Annotated in this window: 4 protein-coding genes and 1 pseudogene; 4 read left to right on the forward strand and 1 reads right to left on the reverse strand. The window is 60.6% G+C overall.

Going from position 1 to position 2114, the window contains the following annotated elements:
* The first annotated feature begins 272 nt into the window (after positions 1-272).
* From F627_RS0115405 to F627_RS0115420, 4 genes are all read left to right on the forward strand, one after another.
* Positions 273-503, forward strand: coding sequence for a type II toxin-antitoxin system Phd/YefM family antitoxin (locus F627_RS0115405; protein WP_019584583.1), 231 nt, complete (start codon positions 273-275; stop codon positions 501-503).
* Between the two features lies 1 nt (position 504).
* Positions 505-891, forward strand: a complete 387-nt coding sequence (locus F627_RS0115410; protein ID WP_019584584.1) for a type II toxin-antitoxin system VapC family toxin — start codon at positions 505-507, stop codon at positions 889-891.
* A gap of 199 nt (positions 892-1090) precedes the next feature.
* Positions 1091-1402 carry a nucleotidyltransferase family protein gene (locus F627_RS0115415; RefSeq protein ID WP_019584585.1) on the forward strand — a complete coding sequence of 104 codons (312 nt, stop codon included), beginning with the start codon at positions 1091-1093 and terminating at the stop codon, positions 1400-1402.
* Entirely contained in the window at positions 1392-1739 is a 348-nt protein-coding gene (locus tag F627_RS0115420; RefSeq protein WP_019584586.1) for a DUF86 domain-containing protein, read from the forward strand. Before F627_RS0115415 ends, F627_RS0115420 begins: the two co-directional genes overlap by 11 nt.
* A 226-nt stretch (positions 1740-1965) precedes the next feature.
* On the opposite strand, the pseudogene F627_RS16830 reads toward F627_RS0115420, so the two are convergent.
* Positions 1966-2114, reverse strand: a pseudogene (locus tag F627_RS16830) (GTP-binding protein TypA); the annotation flags it as partial.

Here is a 2114-nt window from a genome sequence, read left to right on the forward strand (position 1 = left end):
TCCAGGCCGTGGAAGCCCATGATCTGCAGCATGCGCCCATTGCGCACCCCACCCTCACGATCCACCACCTTGACCGGGGTGTTCGGCTTGATGCGGCCACGTTTCACACGGCCGATGCCGATCAGGCCCTGGAAAGCCTTCGGGGTCAAACCTTGCCTTTTGCGCCGGGCCTGGCGGAGACCCAATCGACGGAATGACCCGCTGAAACGATTGATTGATGCAACGCCGGCATATAGGCTTAGTCATAGGACTTAGTCAGATTAGGCGAACTCATGAGCACGACAGTCAACGTACACGAAGCAAAGACGCACCTGTCGCGACTGCTGAAGCGCGCGCATGACGGCGAGGAGATCATCCTGGCGAAGTCCGGGCGGCCGTATGCGCGGCTGGTGCCGCTGGAGTCCCCTCCGGTGCAGCGCCAACCCGGGCGTGTAAAGGGCCAGGTCGAAGACGCATTCTTTGATCCCTTGCCGGAGGATGAACTCGCCGGCTGGGAGCAATAGCGTGCGAATCCTGCTCGACACTCATGCGCTGCTATGGTGGTTCACTGACGATGTTCGGCTTTCAGCACGCGCACGAGAAGTCATTGGAGACCCGGAGTGCACCGCCCTGGTAAGCGCTGCCAGCGCATGGGAGATCGCGACCAAGCATCGCCTGGGCAAACTGCAGATTGGCGGTGTGGTCATCCAGCGCTTTGATGAACTGGTCACCGCAGATGGCTTTACGCATCTGGCCGTGAACTACTCGCAAGCGATCCACGCTGGGACGTATTCTGTCGACCATCGCGACCCGTTCGATCGCATCCTGGCTGCCCAGGCGGAACTCGAGCAGATCCCTTTGCTGACCACCGACCCGGCCTTGCGCGACTTCCCGATACGCTGCATCTGGTAATACAGGAACCGGGGAAAGGTTTGTTTTCCGTCTACATTCCTGCTGGTGTTCTGGACCCTCGAACGGCGCACCCCTGCCCGTACCGCTCCGGAGGGTGTACCCCCTCTCAGCGGGCCAGCCGGAGCATCAATCGATGCATAGCCTTCTGGCTGCGCTCCCGGCGTGACTGTCGTATCGTATGTTGGCAGGAGGCCCAGGCATGCATCCTTTGATTCAACAACATCGCAACGCGCTCGAATCGGTATGCCGTCACTTCGGTGTGTCACGGCTGGACGTTTTCGGGTCTGCGGCTCGCGGGGAAGATTTCGACCCTGAACGTTCGGACGTGGATTTCCTCGTGGAATTCGGGCCGGATCAGACCGGATTGTCCCTCGAGCAATTCCTCGGTCTGCGCAGAGAGTTGAGCGACATTCTTGGACGGCCCGTGGACTTGGTGACGCCGCAAAGTGTGACCAACCCGTATGTCCTCGCGGATATCGAGCGAACCCGGGAAGCAGTCCATGCGGCGTGATCCGCGGGCGTACCTTTGGGACGCACGTGAGGCCGCGCGACGCGTGGCGGAATTCGTGAAGGACACAGACGAAGAGGACTACATAGCCAGCGATCTGATGCGCTCCGCCGTTGAGCGGCAGCTGGAGATTCTGGGCGAGGCTCTGGGCCAGCTCGAAAAGGCGGATCCCAACATGGCCCGACAGATTCCACAATTGAGGGCGGCTGTGGATCTGCGAAACCTGCTGATCCATGGTTATGCCAAGATCGACAGCCGCATTGTCTGGAACACTGCCACGACTGACGTCCCGGTTATGGTCCGGGAACTGGACGGTTTACTGCAGCAACTGGATGGGTGATGCCTGCAATGGCGGCTGTCAGGTTCAAGCGCGAGCTGCAGGCGCAAACTTTGCCTGTTTTACCCCCTCGGCGAAGTACACATACCGATCCCGACCAAACGCTTTGCAACTCCCTGGTTGAAGAAGGACCTGGTTCCAGCGGACAAGACACAAAAAAACGCCCGGCGGATGATCCGACCGGGCGCTTCTCTTTGCCTTGCCCACTGGCGGGGCGTTGGCGGCGGCCTTACGCCGAGGCGGCGCGGGAGGCCTTCTTGCGTTCGTGCTCCAGCAGGAACTTCTTGCGGATACGCAGGTTTTCCGGGGTCACCTCGACCAGTTCGTCGTCGTCGATGAACTCGATGGCCTGCTCCAGCGTCATGCGGATCGGCGGGG

The sequence above is a fragment of the Thioalkalivibrio sp. ALE16 genome (genome assembly GCF_000381305.1).
Taxonomy (GTDB): Bacteria; Pseudomonadota; Gammaproteobacteria; order Ectothiorhodospirales; family Ectothiorhodospiraceae; genus Thioalkalivibrio.

Excerpts from the sequence above, each read along its gene's own strand:
- F627_RS0115405 (WP_019584583.1), top strand. The coding sequence starts at position 273 with ATGAGCACGACAGTCAACGTACACGAAGCAAAGACGCACCTGTCGCGA.
- F627_RS0115415 (WP_019584585.1), top strand. The coding sequence starts at position 1,091 with ATGCATCCTTTGATTCAACAACATCGCAACGCGCTCGAATCGGTATGC.
- F627_RS0115420 (WP_019584586.1), top strand. The coding sequence starts at position 1,392 with ATGCGGCGTGATCCGCGGGCGTACCTTTGGGACGCACGTGAGGCCGCG.